This is a genomic window from Dictyobacter formicarum (genome assembly GCF_016587435.1).
In genome coordinates, this window is record NZ_BNJJ01000033.1 from 35,152 (window position 1) to 59,881 (window position 24,730).

Below are 24,730 nucleotides of genomic sequence, written 5' to 3' on the forward strand. Positions count from 1 at the left end.
GGAGGGCTACGCATGATGAGAACTGTGCAAACTTCGCGTAAGACTGTGTATGCCGTTGCTGAAAGCGTGGGCACGCGTATATCAGAGCTTCGCTGGCAGCGGGCTACACAGCCTCTGACTGATGCGTGGCAGCACCTCCCTATCTCCCCGCGTGGTTCTACGCTGCTGGGCATCAGCTATCGCTCACCTCAGGTTGACGCCCTGCAATTAGATGCGCGCGCTACCCTGCAAACGTTGCTCGCTTATCCCTTTCAACTCATTCGCCTGGGCGCCTACTGGAACCGCATCGAGACTGCACCAGGTGTCTTCTCCTTCGACGAGCTTGATTGGCAGCTTGATGCCGCCGAGCGGGCAGGTAAGCAGATCATCCTATGCGTTGGTCCGCTAAAGACCTTTAGCTATCCCGAGTTCTTTGTGCCGGCGCACCAGCTGAGCCATCCTTTGCCTGAGCACACCCTCATCAAACCAGCTGCTTATTCCTCGCTGTTGCAGGCGGCGACGGCGTTCATAACGCGTCTCGTAGAGCGGTATGGGTCGCGGAAAAGTATCGTTGCCTGGCAGCTTGAGCACGAAGCTGTTGATCCACTCGGGGTAGAACACAGCTGGCGCCTGGCGGCCGCCTTTGTCGCCAGAGAGGTTGAAGCCCTCAGAAATGCTGACCCTGGCCGGCCGATCATGATGAACGGCTTCCTGCCGACCTCATTGCTGGTGGGACTCTCCCAATGGTGGCGCACGCGCGATCAAGGCGACTCGCTGGCGGTTGCGCAGCGGCTGGTCGATATTATCGGCATCGACTACTATCCCCGCCATGCCCTGCTATCCCTGGGAGCCAGAACCCTGTATCTGGATGGCAGCAAGAGCATCTGGTCGCAACGCCGACGCCAGCGATTGTTCGCGTCGATTCGCGCCCGGCGGCAGCGACTGATGGTTGCCGAGGGGCAGGCCGAGCCGTGGGAGACGGTGACGACCCCGCCCAATCCAGTCGGGCAGGGCATGTATAGCTGTTTGCCGGAACAGATCATCGCCAACTACAACACCTGCCTGGGTTGGTCGAGGCCAGAGCTTCCCCTATATGCCTACCTCTTTTGGGGCGCGGAATATTGGATGCTGCGCCAGCAAAGCGGCGACGCCAGCTATCTCCAGGTGTTCGCGCGTATTCTCGAGCAGTCCTGAGCGACCCGCATCAGTTTTCAACACCTGAGGCTGATGCGGGCTGCAACGTAGATTGTCCCATCAGATGTTGAGGACCGCCATGTCGAGCTGGTGCAGGTCCTCTGGGTCGGAGATCACATTGATCTCGGCAATCTTGCCGCTCGTGAAGGTCAGGTTGAGCACGAGCAGTAGGTGTCCACTTGGAGCCACCACGACTCCCACGGCTCCGTTGATGAGCGCCGATTGTGCTTCCCGGGCACTTCCCGAGAACTGCCTGGCCACGGCCGCAGCGCCGCGTACCAGCGTGGAGGCGCCTGCATAGTCGGATCGGAACACAACATCTGGATCGAGCACCGAGAGGAGCGCCTCAAAGTCTCCGGCGCGCGAGGCAGCGAGGAAGGCGTCGACAACTTCGCGCTGGCGCGTAAGGGTGGCCTCGGGAACCGTCTCTACTCCCTGCACCCGGCGGCGCGCACGGCTGGCGAGCTGCCTTGCCGCGGTCGGAGTGCGGTCCACAATAGGAGCGATCTCCTCGAAGGACATAGCGAATATATCGTGTAAAACGAACGCGAGGCGCTCGGCGGGATTCAAGGTGTCGAGCACCACGAGTAGCGCACGACCGACCGAGTCGGCCAGCAGCGCCTCATCCTCGGGATCAATCTCGCCCTCACGGCTCCCCGTCGAGTCAGGTACATATGCGTCCAGGGACTCCTCGCGCCGCGACTGGCGTGAGCGCAGCATGTCAAGACACACTCGCGCGACCACTTTCGTCAGCCATCCCCCCAGATTCACGACCTCGCTTGTGTCGGAGCGGCTAAAGTGGAGCCAGGACTCCTGCACGGCGTCGTCGGCCTCGCTTAGAGAGCCAAGCATGCGGTAAGCCACCGCCCGCAGGTGGGTGCGATAGTCCTCGAATTGCTTCGCCTGCCATTCGTGTTCATCCATCAGTCACATTCCTTCCTTGAGTTCCGTCATAGTAGCGACGAGGGGAGACCCAACCGATGTGCAGAGTGCTGAGCATCCAGTAGGCCACCGCCCGCAAGCGGATCGGATAGCTCCGCCGGTTCTTTGTGTTTACCATCGGTCACACCCCCTCGTCCAGTTTCTTCATACTATTCTGACGCGCGAAACTCAATCGATGTGACAGAACCCTCCCTCCCATTCTGCACAAAGCAAGCGGCATTTCCAAATGCTTTTTACAGCATACTATTCACGCAAAAAGCCTTGACTTTTGTCATATCTTTCTGTTATATATCACTTAGATATATATCTGGGAGATGTATAATGCCAAAGGAAAATAAGAGTAAGTATGCCTTGCTGGGTATCCTCAGTGTATGTCCTGGTTCGGGCTATGACATCAAGAAGTTTATGGAGCAGAGTACCAGCAACTTCTGGAATGAGAGTTATGGGCAGATCTATCCGATGCTGAAGAAACTGGTGGACGAAGGGCTGGCCGTCAGCCGCGCCGAGAAGCAAGAGGGCAAGCCTGAGCGCTATCTTTATACGCTGACCGATCGTGGGCTGGAAGAACTGCAGCACTGGCTGGTTGAGCCGATCGAGTATGCTACTGAGCGCAACGAGCTATTGTTGAAGCTGTTATTTGGCCAGCAGGTCAGTATGTCTGACAACATCGAGCATGTGCAGCGCTACCGGCAACTGAATGTTGAATTGCTGGCTAAATATCGGGGCATTGAAGCGCATCTCAAAGACAAGCATGCGGATCAGCCGGACCAGGCATACGCGCTGATTACGGTGCGCTACGGCATTCATCGCTGCCTGGCTTTGTTGAACTGGTGTGATGAAACATTGAATACGTTGCAAGCAATCGTGGCGACCGAAGAGGCGCGGGATTAGCGCCGTTTGGAAAGGATTTCTCTATGGCTACCGTTATTCCTGGACGTTTTACGGCTCAGGCCGACCAACCTTTCGTTGTGTTCTTGATTGGTATGCGCATCAACAAGTTTCTGGCTCTGCGCAAATGGATCCCCACCGCTCTGGCTATGAGGCCCATGATGAGCCACCTTTATGAGTATCCCGAGAGCGGTTTCCTGGGAGCCGAGAGCTACTTCAATATGCGCGGAGCGGTGCTGATCCAATACTGGCGCTCCTTTGAGGACCTTGAACGTTTTGCACGCTCCAAAGAAGAGCCTCACCTGCGTGCCTGGCAGCGCTTTAATAAGGCGATCGGCACCGACGGTAGCGTCGGCATCTGGCATGAAACCTACATGGTTGAAGCTGGCAAATATGAGGCTGTGTATGGCAACATGCCCGTCTTTGGCCTGGCCGCAGCCACCCAGCATGTCCCTGCCGTGGGACGCCGCGAGACGGCCCGTCGCCGCCTGGGTGGCGAGAGCGAGCCAGCCGTAGCGACTCCCGCCCAGCCCCTGGCCGACGTCCACCCCTAGAAGTGCCAGCAAGGGGCAATACATTTCATTGAGAGACGACAGCACAAAGAGAACGCAACACGAAAAGCGATTCATAGGTTCGGGCGAGGATGTTGGGAACATCATCTCCTTGCCCCCGATTTGCCCTACCATTTGTGGGGCCCTGTGTTATGATCATGCCCCCGGCATGCTCGTCATGCCCCCCGGCATGCTCGCTCGCCGCTCGGTATCTCGTGACATCACACCTCGGCCCACGCGGTGCCCAAAAGGAAGGTCCGCTTTTGGGCACCGCGTGGGCCGAGGTGATGGGAAAAAGCGGAGCTTGGTCATACGGACACAGGGCCGCCACGCTGCGGCGGGCAGCAAGCGGCCGCTGAGGGCCGCACCTACGAATCCGCTTTTTGGTTGCTTTCGCTTCCTTGTCCCGTTCCTATAATAAAATGTATTGGGCCTCTTGTCCCGGAGATTGGCAAGCGCCGCTTTTCTTCATCAAGCTTGCTTCTCACACCATCTTAGTACTACAGTGACACTTAATAAAGTCAAGCCGAGGATGCGAACGGTACCTCTTGCGTTTGTAAGATCGGAAGGATATGTACCCACCGTCCCTCCTGACACCAACGTCGATAGGCACCCACCACGGTTTGCCACGGTCCGAAGCGTTCTGGCAGAGCGCGCCATGGGCATCCAGTTCGCAGGACCAAAACAATCCCTTCCAGTATCAGGCGATAATCACCTGCAGGACGCCCCTTTGCTGGTTTCTCAGACTGCAGGAATGGACGAATCCGTTCCCATTGAGCGTCCGTGAGCTTGGGCAGGGCAGAGACAGCAAGCGCCTCTGAAGCTTCCGTTCGCATCAAGGGGGCTTGGCAAGCACGGCGCTGGATATGGCAGCGCTTCGCTCCTGCTTGATACTCTCGCCGGAAGCGCGACCAGTGCAACCCTCGTTCTCGCTGTGCTTCTGGCTCCCGGAGGACCTGAACAACTCGACGCAGTTCCGCAACACTCATCTGGATGCATGCCTGCTCGGTTCCCCTTTTTTTTCCTGGGCATTGATCTGCGCTCGCAGCACTGCCAGTACGGCGTGTGCTAGCAACGCAAGGGTTACATGTCGATACCAGGCCCGATACCCTCTCACTTCATACTGATCGAGCCCAACTTCTCCTTTGGCTTGTTCATAGCCTTCTTCAATCCGCCATCGACTTCCAGCTATGCGGACCAGTTCGGCAAGTGGCGTGTTGGCTGGAGCGTAGACTCGGTAATACGCTCGTTCGCTTGGATCGGAAAGACTGCGCCGAAGGAGCACCCAGTGTTTTTTTTCGCTGGGGATGTCCGTCTCTTCTGGCAATTGCAACCAGGCCCATTCGTAGAGCCGTGGTCCTTTACCGCCTTCGCCTGCTGCGAGCATCACCCAGGATGCTTTCGGAAGGAGGGCTGCTAGCAGCCCCACCGGTTGAGGTTCTCCTCGGATCCAAACCAGATGTGTTTCGGGCACCGCAAGGACGTAGTTTTTCTGGTGTCCTTGCAGAAACAGGCGAAGCTCATCATAACCATAGATGGTATCTCCTGCCACCCAGTTGACCGGAAGGCCGGTGGCAAAAGCCCGCGCCAGCATCTGCTGGGCCAGTTCTCCTTTCGTGGCAAACCCTCTCTCCTCAGGAATCCCAGCCTCACGACACCGCACGCGGTCCGAGGTCCATTCTTCTGGCAGATACAGCTCACGATCAATGAACGCGTATCCTTTCTGACTCGCATAGAGGAGAAAGACGCCGATCTGGCTGTTCTCTCGCCGTCCGGCAGTCCCGCTGTATTGGCGCGCGACCCCAGCCGATCTCTTGCCTTTCTTCAGAAATCCGGTTTCATCCATGACGAGCAGTCCCTCAGTGTCCCCCAGAGACTCCAGCACATAGGTACGTAACTCGTCACGCACGGCATCTTCATCCCAATCGGCTTCCCCCAACAAGCGCTGAACCCCACGCGGACCGCTTTCACCGAGATGTTCAGCCATTTGCCAGCCGTTTTTGCGAGGAATATCGGTCAACAAGCCTTCCAGGAAGCGATGCGCTCGTTGACGCACCTCAGCCCGTCGAAAGCGTGGCCCAATACGCGCTTGCAGTTTCGTCAGTTCTTCTTTGATCTGCTGCAACAGGTCTTCTTGCTGTTCTTTTGGCTCTTTATCTTGCTTGGTTGAGGTCATCTGCTTCACCCTCCTGAAGCAGTCTATCACTTTTTCTCAATTAAGTGTCACTGTAGTATTAGTACTACAGTGCCACTTGGCTCGTAAGACGGCCTGGGAAGACGATTGACGTTATGGCATGTGCTGATTGCTCACCCAAGCTCTCAGGCCACTTCGCGGTGAATTTTCTCACGTAAGTGGTGCTGTAGTATTAGACCGTGTTTTGGAAAGCGGTTACTGTAACCCTACGTAGTAAGAAGAGCAAGATGGAAGAAGTTTCTGCCTTTTCTGCACTACTCATTAAAACAGGTGCGGGCGCGCATGCGCCAGCCCGTACGGGGGCGCTTTGCTTCCCATTGTTATGGACTTCAGGCACTTTCTTATAAATAAAGAAAAATGATCTATTTGCAGGTGGAAATGCTTTTCTTGTTGTTATGCGTATAGTGAAGAGGAAATGAAGATGCTCGTTGTTGTGATGATGCAACAATGAGGTTATTGTACAAAGTCATTTGTACATAAGGAGGATTTCTCATGGCTAACGTAGAATCAACACGCATTGAAGATTGCTTGAAAGATATGAAATTCCCTGCCAATCGTGCAGAGATTGTTGCCTGGGCTCAGCGCCAGGGTGCTGACGATCAGATGGTCAGCCAGATGCGCCGCCTCTCCGACAAGTCATATAATTCTGTGAGCGACGTTGTTCGTGCGATGGGATTCAATCAGGGCCAGAGCTAGTAGAACAGCGCTGGTGACTTACGCAATCAACGCTAATAGTGTTTTTGTATCTAATAATCGCCATTTTTTTACACTCCGCCAGTTTTCTACTACCAGGTGCATGTGTGGTGAGTTTGCCAGGTGCATATGTGGGAAGCTCCAGGGTGGAGTGTTTTGATAGACAAAGATCTTCTGCGTAAAAGAAAACTCTTTTACACAGAAGGTCCTTTTTTTGAGTTTTGAGCACAAATGTCTATTTTTTATTGCTCAGGATATGGCCGCGGTTGCTGTTCATACGGTGTTGACTGCATTGGTGGATAGGACGCCTGTGGCTGTGCGTATGCATTATTGCCTGGCTGGCTATAAGGAGCCTGTCCATAGCCCGCTCCGGATTGAGCAGGTGGCTGGCCATAGGGAGTCTGCCCATAGCTGGCTCCAGATTGAGCCGGGTACTGACCATAAGGAGCCTGGCCATATGGATTGGGCTGCTGAGCAGGATATTGTGGCGCATACGGATTGGCTGGTTGCTGCTGCTGAGCAGGATACTGACCATATGGGGATGAAGGCTGCTGCTGAGCAGGATACTGACCATATGGATTGGGCTGTTGAGCCGGGTACTGGCCATAAGAAGTGGCTGGTTGGGAGGGATAGGCAGGTTGCCCATTTTGACCAAATGTTTGAGGCTGCCCAAAACCAGCCGCGCCGGCCCGCGAAGATGAACCCGTTTTAAAGATGCCAAGTCCCAGTAAGATAAGTCCAACGGCAAGTAGAAAGAGTCCCAGAAGTACATTGTGACCGAAACAAATGATCAATCCGAATAGAGCACAGATGGAACCTGAAATGATGCGGCCGACTTTTGGGCCCAGGAAACGATATATTAACCAGACGACTAAACGAACCATGCGCTTTTCCTCCACAACGCCATATCGCAAAATAAATAGAGACATACTTAGATGAAGACACTATATTTGCAATACCGTGTATATATCCTGTAAAAATCACAGATTTCTACAAGAAGAGACGCAGTACAATATTTACGCGTAATAAGATGCTGAGGCTTATAATTATTGCATAGTTATGTATAAATGCAATGACCTCGCTGGCGCATACAGTTGTGAATTATAACAGATGCTCATTTGGCAGGCAATACAGCATAGTACTAATGCGTGTAAATATTTAAATGAATAAATATTTCATCTGCTCACTGCACGTAAAAATGCACTGAGCAATTCGCAAGCTGTTATCGTGTGATTGTCTACGTTTCTGGCAGAGGATCAATCTCCAGGCCCATATGATACACATCGATGAACTGGTCGTGCAGGTAGAACTCGCGGCTGATGCGCCCCTCCTGGACGAAGCCGGCCTTTTCATAGAGATGAATGGCCGCCAGATTATCGACGCGCACGCGCAAATTAATTTTTCGAATAATCCGCGTCTGCCTGGCCCAGCTAATCAAGTATGTGAGCAGATGGCGGCCAATGCCAAGGTTCCAGTATTTGCGCAAAACGCTGACGCCAAACTCTCCTGCATGTCGTATGCGCGAACGTTTGCCAGTGCTAAAGGTCAGCGTCCCGGCGATCTCGCCCGCAACCTCGGCGACCAGATAAAGGCTGGTTGGGATCGTAGCGACCTGCTGGAGAAAAGCTCGTTCCTCCTCTACGGTCATCCCAAACTCACCTGGACCGAAAGTAATATTCTCGCTCTCGCCCGCTATCTGCTCAACAAAAACAAGTAGTTGCTCCGCATCCTCAGGTCGAGCTGGGCGCAATGTAAGCTGGAGATTATTTTTTAGTAGAGTGTGCTGTATGCTCTCAAAAGAGTTATTTTGCATGAATAATCCTTCTCAATATATATGCTGTAGCAGATATTAGCAGAGATTATCGCATGGATAATACCGCCTTGCAACTGTGGCAGCAATACTGCTAAGCACTGGCAGAAACTCTTCCTCTTTTTGGGTGGCCGGAGGAATAGTGTGAGTGTGCGAGCATGTTTCGTATGCTTGCCGAGCATTGTGGAGGAGATGCATTTTTCTTCTCCACACATAACATAAGGAGAAACGATAGTGTATAAGCCTGTGAACCGTGTGCGCAGTATTTGTGTCCATGTCTCAAACATGTCGAATGCCATTCAATGGTATAGTGATCTGCTGGGAACGCCTGTTTCTACTCCCAGTCACGAAGGAACTATTTATGATCTACCATTGCAGCCTGAGGGGTTGGGATTGATGCTTGACGCCAATACTGCGCTGACGGAGGCTGATGGGCGGCATCCACTCTTCCTGCTGGAAACAGAAGATATTCAGGCTATGTATCACTTCCTGCGCGAGAAGCAAGCAGAGATTTGCAGCGAGATTCAGGACATCGGTAGCGTCTATTTCTTCGCCTTCAAAGACCCCGATGGCAATATCCTGATGGCTTGCCAGCCAAAGTAAAGAACGCGCTGGCCTTGATCTGGTTGTGTAGAGAGGAATCAACAGATTCCATCTAGTGGTTGACGCTAAAAGCGATTTAGTGGAGAATGCGGAAACATATTTGTATAAACAAGCAAAAGTTGTTTGGCTGAAAGGAAGTTTCTTTGTCCTCTATATATACTCTACGACCGGTCGAGGCTGGAGATTTGACGTTTCTCTGGGATATGCTGTACGAAGCGGTCGCCGTTGACGAGACGATGCGTGCGATTGGACGCGAGCAGGCTCTTTCCTTACCAACCAACCAGAAATATCTGGCTGGCTGGGGAGAGAAGGAGATACTGGCTGGATTGCCGTTGATGCCCGGCAGGTGCCGCTCGGTGCGGCCTGGTATCGGCTCTTTCCCACTGACGCGCCTGGATATGGCTTTGTCGCAGCTACCATTCCAGAGCTGACGATTGGGGTGCACGAGAAAGCTCGTGGATTGGGCGTTGGGGGTGCGCTGCTGCAGGTCCTCCTGCGTGCCGCATCTGAGCAGGGCAGGCCAGCCCTCAGCCTCTCCGTTGATCGCAAAAATCCCGCGCTGCGGCTTTATGAGCGCTACGGGTTTCGCGATGCAGGCATCTCGCAGCCTCACGAGTCATCCGTAACTCTGATTGCCACATGCGAACCAGATACGCAAACGCAACACTAAAATTGCGGCCATCGTCATATTTTCTCTTTTATTGTTGCTTTTGCGCGATGGAATGGTGGAGAGGCATAGCTCTCTAAGTGTCTTTCTCGGCGAGCTGTTGGATATATTGATTTCTGTCCAGCAGGAGTTTATGCATATAGTGAGTGAGGAAGAACACCTCGGCCAGCCTGCCGAGTATCCCTAGAGGAGCACGGAAGGTGAAGGTGTCGCACATCAAGGTACTACCGTTGGTCAGAGAACGGAATTCGTGTATATGCATAATCTCTTGAAAGATGCCCTGTACCATTTCATCAACGAAGCGCGTTGGCCGCTCATAGGCGGTGATCTTCGAGGTCAGGTGCTGCTTCACCCCAAAATGCACCGCCTCCCAGGTCACGACATCTCCCAACTGCATCAAACCTGATGTCACGCCCGCGATAGCACGCTCACGCGTGTGGCTCATAGAACCACTATGGGTATCAACGCTGATCGAGAGATCGAAGCAACGCTCAACAGGAGCTTTTATCAAAGTTTCTAAATAAATAGTTGGCATACCTCTATTATAGAGCAAAAAGCTCGTCTAAGGCCACCTACGTTTTCTCGTTACCTGGCGTGGCTTTTCAATACGTTACGCACAACGGTCAGGAATTGTTGGACCAGGGGAGTGAGGTTTTGTCGCAGCCATACCATGATTGTTTCGATGGAGATATTCTCATATCAAGCTCCACTGGTAATTCCTGTGTGCGCGGGAAAATCGTGCTGCGCGTCTCGCAATAACGCGACTTCGTGCTACCCTCGGCGAGGGAGGGCACGTACCAAAAAACGTGCCCTCCCTCGCCGACAATATCCTCTAAAAAACACGTAATTCTCGCCTACTATGGGCAAAAAAGTTGCGCAGACTATTATTTGTGTTTATGCGCTTGCGCTCTGGGTGGATTTCTGTTCGATCAGTTGTTCAGTGATCTGCCAGAGCTTTTTGGCGGCTTGCTCGTCGTAGGAAGCTTTGGAGGAGGGAGTAGCTTTGCTCTTCTCAAAATATTTGCCGGTGACGTTGGCGACGTCGGGTGAGGTGGCCAGATAGATTGAGGTCTGGGCTCCCTTTTCGGGTGTGAGCATGACGAGCTTGCTCAGGCGACCAAGCAAGCCATCGCCGAAGAAGCCGGTCCCCACGACCCCGGGATGGAGATTGTTGACGGTGACGCCTGTGCCTGCGAGGCGGCGGGCCAACTCATAGGTAAAGAGCGTCAGGGCCAGCTTGGCGGACCCATAGACGCGCATGGCGCCGTAGCTCTTCTCGCTCTGCAGGTCGTCGAAGTCTATCTTGCCCATTTTGTGGGCCATCGAGCTGACATTGATGATGCGAGCGGGCGCGCTGGCCTTGAGCAGGTCGAGCAGCAAGTTGGTCAACAGAAAGGGGCCGACATAGTTGGTGGCAAAGGAGTTCTCAATGCCATCGACGGATTCCTGGCGCTTCGTATACATGGCGCCTGCGTTATTGAGCAGGACATGCAGTTGTGGATACTTTGCCTTGACCTCCTGTGCCAGCTGGCGCACCGAGGCCAGCGAAGACATGTCGGCGATAAGCAGATCTACCTTATCGTTGCCGCTCAGCCTCTTAATCTCGGCTTGCGCCGCCTCGCCTTTGGCCCGGTTGCGGCTAACCAGGATCACAGTCGCTCCGCGTTGGGCTAACTCCAGTGCTGTTATCTTACCAATGCCATTGTTTGCCCCGGTGACCAGGCAGACCTTGCCTTGCATTTCTGTATTTCCCATGTGGTCATCCTTTCGCTATTCGTTTTATGCTGCATTATGCCAGCTCGTAGGTAAAAGAAGGTTACATAAAATGATGAGTAGAACTTCACATATGATAAACAATATCGCTGTGGTTCTATTCCCACATGTTATTTTTACCAGGAAAAATCGAGTTACAGAAACAATAAATTTCATTTAAGCATAATAGAGATAAAAGCAGCGAAAAGAAAAGCGATACGTAGATGCAGACGTTAACGTCTGCACCTACGTATCGCTTTTCTTCTTGATTTTTCGCGTGCCTTGTTGTTAATGGTAATTTGCGCGAAGGTTAGACACTTTTTGGTGCGAAGGGTGGGATTTTGGCGCGAAGGTTGAGCACCTCAACGCGTCACCGAAGTTCGCAGATGTAGGACATGGCTGGCTTGCCGTTGAGCGTTAGCTCACCGACGGCGACGAATCCGTTGTGCTCAAGCACCTTGCGCGAGGCCGGATTGTCCAGCGTGACTCTCGCGCGCAGCCTGGCGAGTCCGTACTCTGTGACGGCGAGCTCACGCACCTTGCGCACCGTCGCTGTGGCCAGTCCCTGCCCCGCGGCCTTCTGCGCGATCCGGTACCCGAGTTCCGCCGACCCGTCTGCCACTTCGGCCAGGTTCACCCGCCCCACCACCTCGCCGCCCTCGGCCACCAGCAAGTGGAAGTAATCCGTCCCGGCTGCCTGCCGCTCGAGCAGTTGCGCATGCCGCGTGTCGAACTCGGCGAAGAACTCGTCCCCCCGATCCGGTATCACCGCCGCGAAGTAGGCCCGATTCTCCCGCTCGAACGCAAGCAGGGCAGGCGCATGGTCGAGGCGGACCAACTGAAGGTCTGGCATAGGTAGTTGGAGGCGCGGTATCGATTCCAACCCGGTTCCCCTGTCCTCCTTCGATTCCGTGTGGGCGGGTTTCCCGCCCACGGCCTGCCTACCGATAAAGGAACATTCACCGATCTTTGGCGCGTCTCGTTCGTCTCGTTCTTCCATGTGTTTCTCCCTTTGTCCAATGATGAATTGATAGAACTGCCCCTTGAGTACTAGGCATACTCTATCACCCTGTTGCAACTCTATATGTAAATACCAACAGTATTCGGCTCATAGCCAGATAGGTTCGCTCCCACAACTTCTCGAATCTTGCTCTTGTTTCTGATCCCCCGAAAAAACGCAACTTCGGGGTTGCTTATTGCGGTTTTTTCTGGTATACTCTCGAATAAGCAACCTGAAAGTTGCGTATATAAAAAAGACATGCGCATTTCGCGTCACTTGAGAGGAGATCCTATGACCCTTTCTGATCGTATCGAACGAACCATACTTTTGCCCGTCCCGCGTGAGCGTGTCTGGGATGCCGTCACGAAACCAGAACAGCTTGCCCACTGGTTTGGGGTAGTGAGTGGTATGGATTTTCGCGTGGGCGGTGCCATCCAACTTCGCTGGGAAAATAAACCTTGCCCCTATCCTGGTACGATCGAGGTGATCGAGCCAATACAGCGTTTTGCCTTTCGCTGGCCTTCCTATGCTATTGGTCACCCCGAGATCACATTTGACATCGTACCCAGCACATTGGTGGAAATTACCCTGGAAGAACGTGCCGAGGGGACTCTTTTGACGCTGGTTGAGTCGGGGTTTGCTTCCCAGCCTCAGCCTGTTCCGGCAGAGGAACTCTATCGCGGCAACCAGGATGGCTGGCAAGGGTGCCTGAACGGGTTGCGTGCTTACCTCCAGAGCCAGGAAGTCGTGTAGTGCCTGAGCGGTCCTGGCCCGTTTGTATTGCTTGTTGGAGGTGATGCACAAGCGCAGTTCACCAAGAAAAGAGGAGAAACAGGTGATGACTGATTCACAGACGCAGCGAGTCTTTCTGGCTCTCGCTGATCCCACGCGTCGTCTGTTGTTGCAACACTTGTGTGAAGAAGGCTCAGGGACAGCAGCGGGCTTTGCCACCCGTTTGCCTATCACGCGTCAAGCAATCATCAAGCACCTGGTGACCTTAGAGCAGGCCGGTCTCGTCACGGCCCGCGAGACGGGTCGGGAGCGGCGGTATGTGCCACGGCCAGAGGCGTTACAGACCGTCACGACCTGGATTGGGGCCATTGAAGCCCAATGGGATCAGCGTCTCGCGGCCCTGCGGAGCTATCTGCTTGAGGAACCAAGCACACCATCTGCGCAGGTGAAAGATCATAGCGCCAGGGAGGAGTAAGCTCCCTGGCACAGAGATCCACCCTTTCATTTCGAGGGGCCCAGCACATCGAGAAGATCACGAGACTGCGCGAGAGTCGTATGAGAGCCCGCTGATTTCTCTGATGCGACTCATCTGGATGCCGTTCGTCGTTTCGCTCAAACATGTATTGTATGAACAAGAGTAGATCAGGTCAACTAGATAACCAGAAAAGAGACAGAATAGTAGTGTCTCTTTCTGAAAGGATTGAGCCATGAATAATCAAAATTACACTATAACCTTTACCGTAGACCAATCTCCCGCAGAAGTCTTTGCAGCTGTGAACAATGTTCGCGGCTGGTGGGCAGGAGAAATAAACGGAAGTACCGATAAACTCGGCGTGGAGTTTACATACCGCTACAAGGATATTCACTACAGCACGCAGAAGATCACTGAATTGGTGCCAGAGAAAAAGGTTGCCTGGCACGTCCTGGATAGCCAGCTTAACTTCGTCGAAGATAAAGACGAGTGGACAGACACGAATATAGTCTTTGAGATTACCAGGAAGGACGACAAAACCGAACTTCTCTTTACGCATGTTGGCCTGGTTCCTACCTTCGCGTGTTACAATAACTGTTCAGGCGCCTGGGGATCTTTAATCACCGAGAGTTTGCACGACCTCATTACCACAGGCAAAGGGTACCCCGCACAGGGAAAAGGGCTAGATTAAGGCTGATCTACCAACCCAAATATGCCACTGGATTTGAAGAAAGGGGTCCTTGCCAAATTGACAGGGAGCCCTTTCTTCAAAGAGTTTCATATGCGCGCTTGCACCTGGTATCCTCCAGTTGCACCAACATCCCTTTTCGTGAACGGAGTGACGGCCTTTACCAAGCGCAATTGTTCACGATCTTGGCCTCTCGCCAATCGCGGCAATCAAGCGGAGGTTCGCGAAAAAAGAGGCGCAGATCCCCCGGCAAGGTGGGTTGATTGCCTTTGGCGAATAGGAGATACTCGCCGCCAGCCGTCACCACGCTCGTAGGGAACACGGATGGCGAGAATGTCCTCGATGAGCGAGGAGGGAAAACAGGCCTCGAAGACATTCATATCAATCAGGCAGCAGATCTTGTCATCCGGGTTTTGATGGGTAAACTAGGCATGAAGAAGTTCCTTTCATCACAACCAGAATATATGGTCTTTTTCTGTGTGACGAACAGCGAACTTCTTTTGCTCATTGGCCCCCTCTTTTGTCTCAAGAGTTTTTGTACCTTGGTCTAAAGTTGAAAGTATTGGGCGCAAGGTCCGGACCTATGGGAATTCCCTGCGCTCAGGTTTGTCGCGGTAGCGGCCTGCCTGCATTTCGTAGAGGGTGGCGTAGTGGCCACCGGTTGCGAGTAGCTGGTCGTGGGTGCCAGACTCGACGATGCGCTGGCGGTCGAGGACCAGGATTTGATCGGCCTGGCGCACGGTGGAGAGGCGATGGCTGATCATGAGCGCGGTCTTACCTTTGGCCAGGGTTTTGATGCGCTCGAAGAGTTGGTGTTCGGCATCGGCGTCCAGTGCTGAGCTGGGTTCATCCAGGATGAGCAGGGGAGCCTGGCGAATAAAGCTGCGGGCCAGGGCGATCTTCTGCCACTCGCCGCCTGAGAGCTCGCTGCCACCATCGAAGCGCCTGGTGAGTGGGGTGTCGTAGCCGTCAGGGAGCTTGCACGCGACTTCGTCGGCCCCTGACCAGTGGGCGGCCTCCTCGACCGAGAGCGGTTGCTGTTTGCTGTTCAGGCCACCGATGCTGATGTTCTCGCGCAGGGTCAGGGCGAAGTGCGCGAAGTCCTGCGGCACCGTTGCGAGCTGGCCGCGCAGCGAGTCGAGCTCGTAGGTGCGCAGGTCCTGTCCGTCCAGGAGAATGGCGCCGCTGCCGGGATCGTAGAGGCGCGCCAGCAGCTTGACCAGCGTGCTTTTGCCCGCCCCGTTGACGCCTATCAGTGCGGTCAACTTGCCGGCGGGCAGCAGGGCATATATTTCATGTAGTACAGGAGCGGCCTGTTCGGCATAGCTAAAGCTGACCTGCTGGAGCTGGATGCCCGTTTGTGGAGTGGCTGGAGCGCTTAGTCCCGGGTTGGCCAGCGGGATGGCTGGTTGGGCCTGGTCTGCAAAGGTGAACAGGCGGCGCATCCAGAGGATAGATGAGTAGAGTTCACCGCCGGCCGCCGCTATGATGGCCAGGCGTCCCTGGGCCTGGATGACGCTGTTGAGGTAGAGGGCGACGTCTCCCAGCGTGAGGTGCCCCGCCGCCGTCTGGGCCGCCACATACCAGAAACCGCCTCCCAGGACCAGGATGTAGAGGCCGCCACAGAGCAGGGCGTAGCGGATCTCGGCCAGCCGCAGCCGCGTCAGCTCGCGCAGGGCCTGCTCGGCGCGTGCCTGAAAGCGGCGCAGAAAGAAGTCTCCCAGCCCGAAAACGCGTATTTCCTTGGCGGCGGTTGGCTCGGTGAGGAGTCCCACATACATGTCCATCTCACGCGCTGGTCGTGAGCGATCGGCCATCGATTGCCACATGGCCTGATTGCCGCGTCGCTCCGCCAGCAGATGTGGAATGCTGGCCAGCAGCAGAAGCAGCGGGAAGAGCGGCTGTAAGCGCGCCAGCAGCAACAGCAATCCAAGCAGCGCGATCGTCATCCGGCTGCCATTGCGTATGCGCACCCAGGTCCAGTAGAGGGGCTGTAGCGCCTCTTGCAGCAAGCGCGCCTCGTCCTGAAAGCCAGGACCCTCAACTTTTTGTAGATCCACCAGCCGGCTGGCTGCCTGCATGATATGTCGATCGATGGTCGCGGCTGCCCGGCGCTGCAGGCTGGAGATCAGCATACCCTCGGTGGCTTGCTGTAGTCCCGGTACGATCAGGGTCGCGGCATAGCAGCCCGCGTAGAGCATGGTGCGCGCGGGTTGTGCGGGCGTTCCTGTCAGTGAATCGACGACCAGCTTGAGCAGCCAGACCTGAAGCACCGGCGCCAGGCCATCGGTCAGTATAAAGCCCAGATAGCAGATGGCCGCCAGCGGGGCGGCCGTAAAAAGCAGGGCGAGACCACGGCGCAGGGTGCTCAGGTCCTGAATCACCGTAGCCAGCGAGCGGCTCATCTTCTTCATGCTTGCACCTCGGATGCTTGTTCTGCCAGATACTGTGAGGCCTGCAGTCGATACAGGCGCGCATACTCGCCGTTCAGAGCCATCAGCTCTTCGTGGCTGCCCGTTTCCTGGATACGACCAGCGGCCAGGTAGAGCATGCGATCGGCCATGCGTACAGTGGAGAAGCGATGGCTGATCAGGATGGTCATGCGTTCATGCGTAAGTTCATGGAAGCGCTGGTAGAGCTCATATTCGGTCTGCACATCCAGTGCGGCGGTCGGCTCATCCAGCACCAGCAACTGGCAATCGCGCACGAAAGCGCGGGCCAGCGCGACCTTCTGCCATTGTCCACCCGACAGCTCCTGTCCTCCGAATGAGCGCCCGAGCAGCGTATCCAGTCCTTGCGATAACTCCTCTACCAGCGTTCCGGCATTCGCCTGCCTGGCAGCTTGGAGTAATCTTTCCTGATCGGCCAGGGCATCGATCTGACCCAGCGCGATATTTTCGCCCAGCGTCAGGTCGTAGTGCACAAAATCCTGAAAGATCGCCCCGAACTCCCGGCGCAGCGCGGCCAGGTCATACGTGCGTAGATCCTGACCATCCAGGAGGATGCGCCCCTCGGTAGGATCATAGAGGCGCAGCAAGAGCTTGACGATGGTGGTCTTGCCAGCGCCATTATGGCCAACCAGGGCCACGTTCTCGCCGGGGGCCAGTTGAAACGAGACGTCCCGCAGGGTCGGCTCTGCCTGGCCCGGATAGGTAAAGCTGACATGCTCAAAAGCGATGCCGTGGCGCATTGGACGCGGCGCTGGCAGTGGCTGCTGGACCGCAGGCAGATCTGGTGGCGCCTTCAGCACGCGGAAGAGTGCCGGTAGGAAGGGCAGTTCCTGGGGCAAGGCCTGGAGCACGTCGACGCTTGCGAGCAGAGTCTGTTGCAGCAACAGGACCGCGCCGCTATAGAGCACCAGCCCGCCGATGCTCAGTTGTCCGTGGAGCGCCTGCCAGACCAGCCAGAGGAAGCAGACGCCCGCCGTTGCCGTAGAGAGAACCTGGGCCATCGTCATGCGCACAGCTGAGCGGCGTTGCAGGTGCTCAAATTGCTCCATGCTCTGCTCATAGAGTTGTTGGTAGCAGTTCTGAAAAAAAGGTCCCAGCCCATATAAGCGCACATCCCTGGCGGGCTCGGGGGTCAACACGGTATTGCGGTAGTATTCGAGGCGACGCGTGTGCGGCGTCAGCCAGTAGAGGTGGCGCGCCACATTTATGTAGTAGGCGGTGAACAGGAGCGCCGTGGGCAGCGATGCCAGCAACAGCAGCAGCGTGAGCAGCGGCTGCCACTGCCAGAGCATGATTGTGACCGTCAGTAACGTCAAGAGATTGACGATGCCTCTTGTCCCCTTAATCACCAACGTCAGGCCAACCTGATTAGCAGATGTACGGATGCGCATCAGATCGTCGGCCAGCGTAGGATCTTCAAAACGCGTTAAACCTTGCCAGCGATTAGTGACTTGGATGATCCGCAGATCCACAAACGTGGTCACGCGGTCGGAGGCCAGGTGTTGCAGGCTCTGACCCGTCAACTGGATCAGTTGATTGAGGATAATGCTCAGCGCCGCGAGCGCGATCCACCATGCCAGCGGAAGCCGCGTCGCCAGCGGATCGGACGACGAGCCGACGTGCATCATGGCGGTAATGCTATCCAGTACGCAACGAGTTAGCCAGAGATTCAAGGGTGGGAGCAGGCTTTCAAGCGCCAGCAGCAAGAGGATGACCGCCACCAGCAGTGGACAGGCCAGCCAGGTCAGTCGCACAACGGACCAGATGAGTCTACCACTAGAGTAGAGCCGTTGAATAGTTAGACGCAAATGTTGTTGCAGAGACATGCATGTATCTTTCTAACAGTGATGAGACAGGCACAACAAAACAGACGCGTTAGAAGTATAGCCGGAGACGCGAAAAAATAGATCGCTCATTTGGACGTTGTGCGGAAATTGACGAGCATGGTATAATAAGGTTGCCAGGAGAGTAAAATGCATCTTATATCGATATAAGATGCATTATGATTTTGTGGTATATCTGGAATTTATGCGGAAATACTTGAGTCTAATGAGCAATAGGATAATATTTTCCTATTTTTCGGCTATAGCAATGGGATAGATAATATAGGATTATAGAGGGAGGGGCGTGTTCCCATGAAAGTACGTGTTAACATTCCAGTGGATTTGCGCCTGCCAGCGGCGGGTGAGTTCCGTATCGATCGACAGGCTTCCAGCAACCAGCAAGATGCAAGCTGGAAAAATGTGGTGCTGGCAAGTGGCGTCACGGGCGGTGACTACCTGGCGGATCTAGAGCCGGGCATCTACCAGAAGAGCATCAGCGCCATTGGCGCGCAACCGGGCTTTGCCAGCACATTCCAGATTACCCCCGATGGTCAGTACATTGATGAGGCTGCCCAGATATTTAAGATCGGCGAGGATGGCACCCTTATCCAGCAAGAGCCGAAGCCTTAATGGACTGACTATTCCTGAGCCAGAAGCGTGGCGGGCCTCCTGAACGTAATAGAAGAAAAGCTTTAGATTCTATTATCAAGTAGGAGGGATAGCGATGCAAAACCAGGGTAATCCACAACAAGAGGGCTTTATTGACGATTCCCTGCACGCTGCTCGCCAGCAGCTCGAAGATCATATTGGAGATGTCATCGATCAATATGCCGGTCGCGTGCCTGGAGGAGAGCGCTTTACGCCAGAGGCCAAGCAGGCAGTTTCAGGCATTCTGGATGGCTTGCAGAGGCAACTGGAGAACGAGGCCGCCAGCCGCATGGGCAACCTGGGCGGAGCTTTCGGCGGCGGCAGCAGTAACAACAATGTTAATGACCCGCAATCCGGCCAGGACGGCCTGTTGTAAAATCTAAAATCTCCGGAGCCAGCCTGTGCGTGAGTGGCGTTCCCAAACGCTTCCTACCCAGGCTGATAGTTTTCCACCAGTGGGCCACATTGATAGTTGGCCCACTTTTTTTGTGCTTATCGCGATACAATTTCTCTCACCTGGTTTTTCAGCTCTTATTTCTCGCCCATATGACCGCTGGCCTTTTTTGTAACTCAACCAGTTGCTAACCGTATAGTTCTTGTCACGGTTATTATTTTGCAAACAATACAAGCTATAACTGACTTATGATTGCTTGGTAGAGAATAATATAGCGCATGGAGGGCGATCATGTCCCAGCAGCAATCCCAGTTCGATGAGAAGTGGCCGCAGGAGCGCCCGTATGCTCCTCAATATTATGCTGAAAGCCAGGTTCAGCGCGATATCAATCGTGATCCGCGCGAGCAGCCTGTGGGGCCACAGGAGTATTATTCACCAGTTCCCCCTGATGGATATACTGCTTCCTATGGTCAGGGTGAAAAACTAAGGCCCCGGCCGCCTCGACGCACGCACCGCACGCGTAACTGGATTATCGGCATCATTGTGGTGCTGGCTTTAGTGTGGGGGGCGAGCGCCTCCGTGAGGAGTGTTCATCACCCAATGAATATGGAGAGCAAACCTCAGCCAGTTACCACCTCATTTAGCTATACTGGTAGCCAGTTGATATTTCATGGTATAAAAGGCAACGTACATATCCATACTGGCAATACAAGCCAGGTGCAGGTGAATACTAGCGGCAATATAAACGTCAAGGGGAGCAGCGATAATGGCGTCATCACGCTGCAGCAGGTCATGTCTGGCAAATCAGACTTTGGCTCAAACGACGGTGGAAATATCGATCTAACAGTACCAAAGGATATGCAGCTCACTGTCGATATGCCCATCGGCCCTGTGGATATCGACGGGGTGACTGGCAAATTAAATATCTCAGCTGGCGATGGCGAAATCAGCGTTAACAACACTACCCTGCACGATGGTTCGACGTTGAAGACCGCCAATGGGCCGATCCGCTTCGATGGCTCGCTTGACCCTAAAGGCAGCTATGATTTCGAGACCTATAACGGTAGTGTCAGCGTGCGTTTGCCCAAAGGTGATGTTGCCGCAGTGTCTACAAATACTATGCACGGCGATGTAAACAATCATCTGAATACTGCAACCAACGATCCTAATGCAGCCATTGTCACTATCAAGACGCTCAACGGCTCCATCGACGTTGATAATCAATAATAACTAGAATAGCTAAGGAAGATAAGGAGCTAACAGCTGCGCAAAGAACAGGGGCTTTATGCGCCTCGGAGGGGCGCATCTACATATCTTCCTGCGGACTCCAGATATATGTGCTGAACGTACCATACTCGCGGAATCCCAGGCGGCGATAGATATTGATGCCGAATGGGGAGGCTGTAAGTGTGGCGACTCGATAGCCCTTTGCGCGTGCTTCACGCGCGGCCATCAAGGTCATGGCACCACCAATTCCCTGGTGTCGTTGTTCAGGTAGTGTGACAACGTAATGAATCGATGCCACGCTACCATCATAAAATACACAAACAGTCGCTACCGGTTGCCCATCCTGTAGACCCAGGTAGAATTGTAGAGGACTGTCCGCGCCGAGCGATATTTTTGCGTACGCAGTGATATATTTACGCACAATCTCTTCGGGGACCGGAAACAACCAGACGCGAATCCATTGTTCCAGTTGCTCATAATTGCTAACCGGGAGAATAGTCAGGTTGGAGGCCAGCGGAATATCTTCTTGCAGTGCTGGCAACTCAACCGCCATCCCCGGTTCATCCTCGTCATGTTCCAGGCCGTGGGCCAGCAGGGCATCCGCATAGTTTTGTCGCTGAGCAGAAGGTCCTAGAAACCACTGGAAACCACGCTCGCGCTGTGCAAAGTGACTGCTCACGCGCTCAATGGTAGCCGGGAGTGTATCCAATTGCAGATCTGTGTGAAGAACAGCGTTGACTATCTCCGACTCCGCCCACAGCACGCCCGGTTCCTGGTGAAGTTGTCCACCACAAGAAGTACATAGACAGCTCCTGTAAGCAATGAGGCTGGCATCTATAGTGGCTGAAATGCTTGAAGGATTGATTTTTTGAAGTATATCGCTCATAAAGATGTGAACACCTTCTCGCTCGCTTTTTTATTTATTCAGGTTGATTACACTTTCTATAGCATACGTGGGATACACTTTTTTTGCAAGTATTAGTGTCAAATACAAAGAAAACATTATGCAATCAGCATAATGTTTTCTTTGTATTTGATTAATTAAGAGCATGTCTGAAAGCCATAGGGCTCGCGTCTGCGGCCCCTGACGCTACGCGCCTTCGGCGCTCAATACCTCTTTTATGTGATTGTGCAAATATTGCGCTTTGCGCAATATTTGCACAATCACATATTTATTTATATGAAGAGCGACCTGCCTTATACCCTTATGAGGCAGGTCGCTCTTTGTGGATTGGCGCTAAATGGTGTTGATGGTCACCTGATTTGAACTATAGAACGAGCCAAGATCGTAAACCTGGACTATAAAGCTTTGACGGGGGGCCAGGCCGCAGAACTGGGCGGAAATGGAAATGTTGCCGCCACTCAGGGCATTCACGATGGAAGGCTGAGCTATCAGGACGCTGCCTGTATCCTGGGTAGTACCACTGATATAGACATAGTTAGGGACCAGGCGTGATGCCAGCACGTTATTGCCGAGCAACACCACTGTTGCGCAACTGGTCAGTTGTGGTACAGTGGTGTGCAACGCACGAAGCGTGGGCTGCGGATCAGTAATGTTGAGTGGCTCAGAAACCGCTTGCACTCCTGTGGTGGGGTCTGTTGCCGTGATGTGCAGGTCCGTGATCTGGACCAGGCGCGTGAATTCTGTACGCGGATAGCAGAGTTTAGCTTTCACGTCGAAGTTGCCATCGACGCCAACCGCAACCTGCGCAGGGCTGACAGTGAGCTCTGCGCTTCCGATTGCTGCCAGCGTAGCTATTGCTGATAAGGATATGTGGGGGGTGGAAAAGCCTTTGGCTGCCACTGTGGCAACCGTGCAATTATCAGCATCGAATTCGTGGTTATATGCCAGCACCTTGAGGGTAGGCTCACTGGCTGCCCGGGCCGTTCCAGTTGTGAGCATGGTCCCCAGCAGCGTTGCCAGCAGGAGTAGCAAAAGTAACGGCATCAATCGATACGAGTGTAAATTAGCTGTGCGCATAATAGAGAGATTTCCTTTCTTATGCCAGGGAAGGAGGACACGAGGAGAAAGGAACGATGGTCGGCATCGCCCCCTTCTATCAGCTTCCTCCCCTTGAATTGTTATGCCTGACCAACAATCTTTTCTGTTATAACAGAGAAGATAAATGTTGTACAGACATTATATGTCGATGCATGATTATATGTAGCGCAAGAAAATATAGATGCCTTGGAGATTGACATGAAGCATTTACGTATTTGTTTTGTTGGCGATTCATTTGTCAATGGAACTGGCGATCCGGCTTGTCTGGGTTGGGCCGGACGAATCTGTGCTGCGGCCCAGCAGAATGGGCATGAGGTGACATATTACAATCTGGGCATTCGTCGTCAGACCAGTCATGAGATTGCCCGGCGCTGGCAGGCCGAGGTATTGGAGCGACTACCAGCTGATTGTGATGGGCGGCTGGTCTTTTCTTTTGGGGTCAATGATACGGTTTATGAAGACGGCCAGCCGCGCGTGGCGCTCCAGGAGTCGTTGCGGCACGCCAGAGAGATACTGCAGCTTGCCCGCACGCTGCGTCCGACGCTGATGGTTGGACCTCCTCCCATGCCTGATGACGAGCAGAATCAACGTATCGCCTGGCTCTCCCACCAGTTTGCCCTCTTATGCCATGAATTGACCATCCCCTATCTGGATGTGTTTGCCCCCCTGCTCCAGGTTAAGGACTGGAATGCCGAAGCGCTCGCCAATGACGGTGCCCATCCACGCGCGGGCGGATATAGCGCGCTGGCCCGGCTGGTGCAGGACTGGCCCGCCTGGCAGGCCTGGTTCGACTGACGCGCGCCCTTGCCTGTTTTTTTGATGAATTTGACAAAAAGCTTATTGATTGTGCAATGCGCTTCCGAAAATTGTGATTCCATTGAGAATAAGCTAGAATGGCAATGATTATTAAAAGGAGCATATAGCGTATGGCTATGGTTGATAGTTTGCCGGTAATCGATGGACATAATGATACGTTGTTGCGTCTGTATGAGGCTTCGTTGCGGCAGGCGCAGGTTGGCCAGGACTTTTTTGTCGAGAGTACGGAGGGGCACATTGATCTGCCACGTGCCAGGCGTGGCGGGCTGGCCGGTGGTTTCTTTGCGATCTTTCCTCGTCATCCGCAGCATGCGCAACTGCTGAAAGAGCATCTGCACATTAGTGATGGCGCCTACGAGGTACGCCCACTGCCGGCCGTTGACCCGATCTATGCGCAGCAGCTTACTCTGGCCGTGGCTGCCAGCCTCTTTCAACTGGAGTCCGCTTCTCAGGGGCAGATCAAAGTAGTGCGCAGCGTCGCTGAGCTACGGCACTGTCTGCAGGAAGGTATCCTGGCCATCATCCTTCACTTTGAAGGGGCCGAGGCCATTGATCCTCACCTGGATGCGCTGGAAGTGTTTTACCAGGCCGGTCTGCGCTCACTGGGGCCTGTCTGGAGCCGTCCCAACGTCTTTGGACACGGCGTGCCCTTCAGGTTCCCCCACACCCCCGACGTTGGACCCGGCTTGACGCAGGCCGGCAAAGACCTGGTCCGAGCCTGCAATCGCCTGGGAGTCATGCTTGACCTGGCTCACCTGAACGAGCAGGGCTTCTGGGATGTGGCGCGCCTCTCACAGGCTCCCCTGGTCTCCACTCATAGCGCTGTGCATGCGCTCTGCCCTTCCTCGCGTAACCTGACCGATCGCCAGCTGGATGCTATCCGCGCCTCCGGCGGCATAGTGGGACTCAACTTTGACGTGGCCGACCTGCGTGAGGATGCCTATTACGATCCCAATACGCCGTTGAGCGTGATGATCCGCCACCTCGACTACCTGGTGGAGCGCCTCGGCATCGATGGCGTGGGCTTCGGCTCCGATTTCGACGGCGGCATTACTGTTGCTCAGGAGATCCAGGATGTCGCGGGGCTACCGCGCCTGCTGGCCGTCCTGCGTGAGCACGGTTATGATGAAAGCTCCCTGCGTAAATTGACGCATCAAAACTGGCTCCGCATCCTCGACCAGACCTGGCGGCCCCAGGGCTGACCA

The 24,730-nt window shown here is 54.3% G+C and carries 29 protein-coding genes; 16 read left to right on the forward strand and 13 right to left on the reverse strand.

Features of this window, described 5'->3' with window-relative positions; genetic code table 11:
• Positions 1–12 precede the first annotated feature (12 nt).
• Complete coding sequence (locus tag JMI88_RS35395) at positions 13–1,173, forward strand: beta-galactosidase (protein ID WP_201366749.1); 1,161 nt, start codon at positions 13–15, stop codon at positions 1,171–1,173.
• A 60-nt stretch (positions 1,174–1,233) separates the two neighbouring features.
• Here JMI88_RS35395 and JMI88_RS35400 read toward each other — a convergent pair whose 3' ends face one another.
• Together JMI88_RS35400 and JMI88_RS35405 are read right to left on the reverse strand one after the other, a co-directional pair.
• The gene (locus JMI88_RS35400) at positions 1,234–2,097 is read right to left on the reverse strand and encodes a sigma-70 family RNA polymerase sigma factor (protein ID WP_201366750.1); all 864 of its coding nucleotides are present in this window, start codon (positions 2,095–2,097) and stop codon (positions 1,234–1,236) included.
• Positions 2,090–2,233, reverse strand: a complete 144-nt coding sequence (locus JMI88_RS35405) for a hypothetical protein (RefSeq protein WP_201366751.1) — start codon at positions 2,231–2,233, stop codon at positions 2,090–2,092. The genes JMI88_RS35400 and JMI88_RS35405 overlap by 8 nt, the downstream gene beginning before the upstream one ends.
• A 203-nt stretch (positions 2,234–2,436) precedes the next feature.
• On the opposite strand from JMI88_RS35405, the gene JMI88_RS35410 reads away from it, so the two are divergent.
• Both JMI88_RS35410 and JMI88_RS35415 read left to right on the forward strand, forming a co-directional pair.
• Entirely contained in the window at positions 2,437–3,006 is a 570-nt protein-coding gene (locus JMI88_RS35410; RefSeq protein WP_201366752.1) for a PadR family transcriptional regulator, read from the forward strand.
• A 23-nt stretch (positions 3,007–3,029) separates the two neighbouring features.
• Positions 3,030–3,557 carry a DUF4188 domain-containing protein gene (locus tag JMI88_RS35415; protein WP_201366753.1) on the forward strand — a complete coding sequence of 176 codons (528 nt, stop codon included), beginning with the start codon at positions 3,030–3,032 and terminating at the stop codon, positions 3,555–3,557.
• Between the two features lie 518 nt (positions 3,558–4,075).
• On the opposite strand, the gene JMI88_RS35420 is transcribed toward JMI88_RS35415, so the two are convergent.
• Together JMI88_RS35420 and JMI88_RS35425 are read right to left on the reverse strand one after the other, a co-directional pair.
• Positions 4,076–4,543: a transposase gene (locus JMI88_RS35420; RefSeq protein ID WP_201366754.1), complete on the reverse strand. Its 468-nt coding sequence runs from the start codon at positions 4,541–4,543 to the stop codon at positions 4,076–4,078.
• Positions 4,540–5,730 carry an IS701 family transposase gene (locus JMI88_RS35425; protein ID WP_236023204.1) on the reverse strand — a complete coding sequence of 397 codons (1,191 nt, stop codon included), beginning with the start codon at positions 5,728–5,730 and terminating at the stop codon, positions 4,540–4,542. Before JMI88_RS35425 ends, JMI88_RS35420 begins: the two co-directional genes overlap by 4 nt.
• 510 nt (positions 5,731–6,240) lie before the next feature.
• Here JMI88_RS35425 and JMI88_RS35430 point away from each other — a divergent pair.
• A complete protein-coding gene (locus tag JMI88_RS35430) occupies positions 6,241–6,444 on the forward strand; it encodes a DUF2795 domain-containing protein (RefSeq protein ID WP_201366755.1) in 204 nt (67 codons plus the stop codon).
• A 239-nt stretch (positions 6,445–6,683) separates the two neighbouring features.
• Here the strand turns inward: JMI88_RS35430 and JMI88_RS35435 are convergent, their stop codons facing one another.
• Positions 6,684–7,325 carry a hypothetical protein gene (locus JMI88_RS35435; protein ID WP_201366756.1) on the reverse strand — a complete coding sequence of 214 codons (642 nt, stop codon included), beginning with the start codon at positions 7,323–7,325 and terminating at the stop codon, positions 6,684–6,686.
• Between the two features lie 353 nt (positions 7,326–7,678).
• Positions 7,679–8,254 carry a GNAT family N-acetyltransferase gene (locus tag JMI88_RS35440; RefSeq protein ID WP_201366757.1) on the reverse strand — a complete coding sequence of 192 codons (576 nt, stop codon included), beginning with the start codon at positions 8,252–8,254 and terminating at the stop codon, positions 7,679–7,681.
• 231 nt (positions 8,255–8,485) lie between these two features.
• Between JMI88_RS35440 and JMI88_RS35445 the strand changes: the two genes are divergently transcribed.
• From JMI88_RS35445 to JMI88_RS35450, 3 genes are all read left to right on the forward strand, one after another.
• Positions 8,486–8,854, forward strand: a complete 369-nt coding sequence (locus tag JMI88_RS35445; RefSeq protein WP_201366758.1) for a VOC family protein — start codon at positions 8,486–8,488, stop codon at positions 8,852–8,854.
• Positions 8,855–8,997: 143 nt separating this feature from the next.
• Positions 8,998–9,285: a hypothetical protein gene (locus JMI88_RS39855; protein WP_236023205.1), complete on the forward strand. Its 288-nt coding sequence runs from the start codon at positions 8,998–9,000 to the stop codon at positions 9,283–9,285.
• Positions 9,180–9,524: a GNAT family N-acetyltransferase gene (locus JMI88_RS35450; protein ID WP_373323996.1), complete on the forward strand. Its 345-nt coding sequence runs from the start codon at positions 9,180–9,182 to the stop codon at positions 9,522–9,524. Before JMI88_RS39855 ends, JMI88_RS35450 begins: the two co-directional genes overlap by 106 nt.
• A 73-nt stretch (positions 9,525–9,597) precedes the next feature.
• On the opposite strand, the gene JMI88_RS35455 is transcribed toward JMI88_RS35450, so the two are convergent.
• The 3 genes from JMI88_RS35455 to JMI88_RS35465 form a co-directional block, all read right to left on the reverse strand.
• On the reverse strand, positions 9,598–10,056 hold the full coding sequence (locus JMI88_RS35455) for an SRPBCC family protein (RefSeq protein ID WP_201366759.1): 459 nt from the start codon (positions 10,054–10,056) through the stop codon (positions 9,598–9,600).
• A gap of 359 nt (positions 10,057–10,415) precedes the next feature.
• The gene (locus JMI88_RS35460) at positions 10,416–11,276 is read right to left on the reverse strand and encodes an SDR family oxidoreductase (RefSeq protein ID WP_201366760.1); all 861 of its coding nucleotides are present in this window, start codon (positions 11,274–11,276) and stop codon (positions 10,416–10,418) included.
• A gap of 367 nt (positions 11,277–11,643) precedes the next feature.
• The gene (locus JMI88_RS35465; RefSeq protein ID WP_236023207.1) at positions 11,644–12,273 is read right to left on the reverse strand and encodes a GNAT family N-acetyltransferase; all 630 of its coding nucleotides are present in this window, start codon (positions 12,271–12,273) and stop codon (positions 11,644–11,646) included.
• Between the two features lie 291 nt (positions 12,274–12,564).
• On the opposite strand from JMI88_RS35465, the gene JMI88_RS35470 reads away from it, so the two are divergent.
• The 4 genes from JMI88_RS35470 to JMI88_RS35485 all read left to right on the forward strand — a co-directional run bounded on the left by JMI88_RS35470 (position 12,565) and on the right by JMI88_RS35485 (position 14,716).
• Positions 12,565–13,026, forward strand: coding sequence for an SRPBCC domain-containing protein (locus JMI88_RS35470; RefSeq protein ID WP_201366761.1), 462 nt, complete (start codon positions 12,565–12,567; stop codon positions 13,024–13,026).
• Positions 13,027–13,111: 85 nt separating this feature from the next.
• The gene (locus JMI88_RS35475; RefSeq protein WP_201366762.1) at positions 13,112–13,480 is read left to right on the forward strand and encodes an ArsR/SmtB family transcription factor; all 369 of its coding nucleotides are present in this window, start codon (positions 13,112–13,114) and stop codon (positions 13,478–13,480) included.
• A gap of 232 nt (positions 13,481–13,712) precedes the next feature.
• A complete protein-coding gene (locus JMI88_RS35480) occupies positions 13,713–14,168 on the forward strand; it encodes an SRPBCC family protein (protein WP_201366763.1) in 456 nt (151 codons plus the stop codon).
• Between the two features lie 266 nt (positions 14,169–14,434).
• Positions 14,435–14,716 (forward strand): hypothetical protein, encoded by a 282-nt coding sequence (locus tag JMI88_RS35485; RefSeq protein ID WP_201366764.1) that lies wholly within the window; start codon positions 14,435–14,437, stop codon positions 14,714–14,716.
• Between the two features lie 30 nt (positions 14,717–14,746).
• On the opposite strand, the gene JMI88_RS35490 is transcribed toward JMI88_RS35485, so the two are convergent.
• Both JMI88_RS35490 and JMI88_RS35495 read right to left on the reverse strand, forming a co-directional pair.
• Entirely contained in the window at positions 14,747–16,579 is a 1,833-nt protein-coding gene (locus tag JMI88_RS35490) for an ABC transporter ATP-binding protein (protein ID WP_201366765.1), read from the reverse strand.
• Entirely contained in the window at positions 16,576–18,441 is a 1,866-nt protein-coding gene (locus tag JMI88_RS35495) for an ABC transporter ATP-binding protein (RefSeq protein WP_201366766.1), read from the reverse strand. Before JMI88_RS35495 ends, JMI88_RS35490 begins: the two co-directional genes overlap by 4 nt.
• 309 nt (positions 18,442–18,750) lie before the next feature.
• Between JMI88_RS35495 and JMI88_RS35500 the strand changes: the two genes are divergently transcribed.
• The 3 genes from JMI88_RS35500 to JMI88_RS35510 all read left to right on the forward strand — a co-directional run bounded on the left by JMI88_RS35500 (position 18,751) and on the right by JMI88_RS35510 (position 20,707).
• The gene (locus JMI88_RS35500; RefSeq protein WP_201366767.1) at positions 18,751–19,068 is read left to right on the forward strand and encodes a hypothetical protein; all 318 of its coding nucleotides are present in this window, start codon (positions 18,751–18,753) and stop codon (positions 19,066–19,068) included.
• A 94-nt stretch (positions 19,069–19,162) separates the two neighbouring features.
• Entirely contained in the window at positions 19,163–19,462 is a 300-nt protein-coding gene (locus JMI88_RS35505; protein WP_201366768.1) for a hypothetical protein, read from the forward strand.
• Between the two features lie 309 nt (positions 19,463–19,771).
• Positions 19,772–20,707, forward strand: a complete 936-nt coding sequence (locus tag JMI88_RS35510; protein WP_201366769.1) for a DUF4097 family beta strand repeat-containing protein — start codon at positions 19,772–19,774, stop codon at positions 20,705–20,707.
• A gap of 79 nt (positions 20,708–20,786) precedes the next feature.
• On the opposite strand, the gene JMI88_RS35515 is transcribed toward JMI88_RS35510, so the two are convergent.
• On the reverse strand, positions 20,787–21,593 hold the full coding sequence (locus JMI88_RS35515; protein ID WP_201366770.1) for a GNAT family N-acetyltransferase: 807 nt from the start codon (positions 21,591–21,593) through the stop codon (positions 20,787–20,789).
• A gap of 351 nt (positions 21,594–21,944) precedes the next feature.
• A complete protein-coding gene (locus JMI88_RS35520) occupies positions 21,945–22,688 on the reverse strand; it encodes a hypothetical protein (protein ID WP_201366771.1) in 744 nt (247 codons plus the stop codon).
• A gap of 219 nt (positions 22,689–22,907) precedes the next feature.
• On the opposite strand from JMI88_RS35520, the gene JMI88_RS35525 reads away from it, so the two are divergent.
• Together JMI88_RS35525 and JMI88_RS35530 are read left to right on the forward strand one after the other, a co-directional pair.
• On the forward strand, positions 22,908–23,504 hold the full coding sequence (locus tag JMI88_RS35525) for a GDSL-type esterase/lipase family protein (protein ID WP_201366772.1): 597 nt from the start codon (positions 22,908–22,910) through the stop codon (positions 23,502–23,504).
• A gap of 131 nt (positions 23,505–23,635) precedes the next feature.
• Positions 23,636–24,727: a dipeptidase gene (locus JMI88_RS35530; protein WP_236023208.1), complete on the forward strand. Its 1,092-nt coding sequence runs from the start codon at positions 23,636–23,638 to the stop codon at positions 24,725–24,727.
• Positions 24,728–24,730: the final 3 nt, after the last annotated feature.

What these genes read in the sequence shown, in the direction of transcription:
- JMI88_RS35395 (WP_201366749.1), top strand. Translation starts at nt 13, where the DNA reads ATGATGAGAACTGTGCAAACTTCGCGTAAGACTGTGTATGCCGTTGCT.
- JMI88_RS35400 (WP_201366750.1), bottom strand. Translation starts at nt 2,097, where the DNA reads ATGGATGAACACGAATGGCAGGCGAAGCAATTCGAGGACTATCGCACC.
- JMI88_RS35405 (WP_201366751.1), bottom strand. Translation starts at nt 2,233, where the DNA reads ATGGTAAACACAAAGAACCGGCGGAGCTATCCGATCCGCTTGCGGGCG.
- JMI88_RS35410 (WP_201366752.1), top strand. Translation starts at nt 2,437, where the DNA reads ATGCCAAAGGAAAATAAGAGTAAGTATGCCTTGCTGGGTATCCTCAGT.
- JMI88_RS35415 (WP_201366753.1), top strand. Translation starts at nt 3,030, where the DNA reads ATGGCTACCGTTATTCCTGGACGTTTTACGGCTCAGGCCGACCAACCT.
- JMI88_RS35420 (WP_201366754.1), bottom strand. Translation starts at nt 4,543, where the DNA reads ATGAGTGTTGCGGAACTGCGTCGAGTTGTTCAGGTCCTCCGGGAGCCA.
- JMI88_RS35425 (WP_236023204.1), bottom strand. Translation starts at nt 5,730, where the DNA reads ATGACCTCAACCAAGCAAGATAAAGAGCCAAAAGAACAGCAAGAAGAC.
- JMI88_RS35430 (WP_201366755.1), top strand. Translation starts at nt 6,241, where the DNA reads ATGGCTAACGTAGAATCAACACGCATTGAAGATTGCTTGAAAGATATG.
- JMI88_RS35435 (WP_201366756.1), bottom strand. Translation starts at nt 7,325, where the DNA reads ATGGTTCGTTTAGTCGTCTGGTTAATATATCGTTTCCTGGGCCCAAAA.
- JMI88_RS35440 (WP_201366757.1), bottom strand. Translation starts at nt 8,254, where the DNA reads ATGCAAAATAACTCTTTTGAGAGCATACAGCACACTCTACTAAAAAAT.
- JMI88_RS35455 (WP_201366759.1), bottom strand. Translation starts at nt 10,056, where the DNA reads ATGCCAACTATTTATTTAGAAACTTTGATAAAAGCTCCTGTTGAGCGT.
- JMI88_RS35460 (WP_201366760.1), bottom strand. Translation starts at nt 11,276, where the DNA reads ATGGGAAATACAGAAATGCAAGGCAAGGTCTGCCTGGTCACCGGGGCA.
- JMI88_RS35465 (WP_236023207.1), bottom strand. Translation starts at nt 12,273, where the DNA reads ATGGAAGAACGAGACGAACGAGACGCGCCAAAGATCGGTGAATGTTCC.
- JMI88_RS35470 (WP_201366761.1), top strand. Translation starts at nt 12,565, where the DNA reads ATGACCCTTTCTGATCGTATCGAACGAACCATACTTTTGCCCGTCCCG.
- JMI88_RS35475 (WP_201366762.1), top strand. Translation starts at nt 13,112, where the DNA reads ATGACTGATTCACAGACGCAGCGAGTCTTTCTGGCTCTCGCTGATCCC.
- JMI88_RS35480 (WP_201366763.1), top strand. Translation starts at nt 13,713, where the DNA reads ATGAATAATCAAAATTACACTATAACCTTTACCGTAGACCAATCTCCC.
- JMI88_RS35490 (WP_201366765.1), bottom strand. Translation starts at nt 16,579, where the DNA reads ATGAAGAAGATGAGCCGCTCGCTGGCTACGGTGATTCAGGACCTGAGC.
- JMI88_RS35495 (WP_201366766.1), bottom strand. Translation starts at nt 18,441, where the DNA reads ATGTCTCTGCAACAACATTTGCGTCTAACTATTCAACGGCTCTACTCT.
- JMI88_RS35500 (WP_201366767.1), top strand. Translation starts at nt 18,751, where the DNA reads ATGAAAGTACGTGTTAACATTCCAGTGGATTTGCGCCTGCCAGCGGCG.
- JMI88_RS35505 (WP_201366768.1), top strand. Translation starts at nt 19,163, where the DNA reads ATGCAAAACCAGGGTAATCCACAACAAGAGGGCTTTATTGACGATTCC.
- JMI88_RS35510 (WP_201366769.1), top strand. Translation starts at nt 19,772, where the DNA reads ATGTCCCAGCAGCAATCCCAGTTCGATGAGAAGTGGCCGCAGGAGCGC.
- JMI88_RS35515 (WP_201366770.1), bottom strand. Translation starts at nt 21,593, where the DNA reads ATGAGCGATATACTTCAAAAAATCAATCCTTCAAGCATTTCAGCCACT.
- JMI88_RS35520 (WP_201366771.1), bottom strand. Translation starts at nt 22,688, where the DNA reads ATGCGCACAGCTAATTTACACTCGTATCGATTGATGCCGTTACTTTTG.
- JMI88_RS35525 (WP_201366772.1), top strand. Translation starts at nt 22,908, where the DNA reads ATGAAGCATTTACGTATTTGTTTTGTTGGCGATTCATTTGTCAATGGA.
- JMI88_RS35530 (WP_236023208.1), top strand. Translation starts at nt 23,636, where the DNA reads ATGGCTATGGTTGATAGTTTGCCGGTAATCGATGGACATAATGATACG.